This is a genomic window from Burkholderia sp. SIMBA_062, from assembly GCF_046534765.1.
GTDB classification, from domain to species: domain Bacteria; phylum Pseudomonadota; class Gammaproteobacteria; order Burkholderiales; family Burkholderiaceae; genus Burkholderia; species Burkholderia ambifaria.
Genome location: NZ_JAWRYD010000563.1, coordinates 1 through 241, shown reverse-complemented (window position 1 = coordinate 241; position 241 = coordinate 1). Strand labels below are relative to the sequence as shown.

The following is a 241-nucleotide window of genomic DNA, read 5'->3' as shown; positions in this document are numbered from 1 at the left end:
CGTGCCGACCCGGTTCGCCCGCCCGCCTGCCTTCGCTGCCCCGGCGCCACTGGTGGGCGCGACCGCCCATTTGGGCTGGTGCATCCGGTACGCGATGATGTCCTGCAGTGGCTTGAGGATCATCCGGCCGCGCCCGCTTCCAGCGACACGATGTAGCGCAGCACGTCCTCGGCCCGGCCGGCGGAAACCAGCGTTTCGGCTGTCTGGTAATCGAACACCGCCAGCGGCTCGTTGCGGTACC

Annotated in this window: 1 pseudogene; it reads right to left on the bottom strand. The window is 69.7% G+C overall.

Going from position 1 to position 241, the window contains the following annotated elements:
• Nucleotides 1-119: 119 nt before the first annotated feature.
• Nucleotides 120-241, bottom strand: a pseudogene (locus SB786_RS37465) (DUF2384 domain-containing protein); the annotation flags it as partial.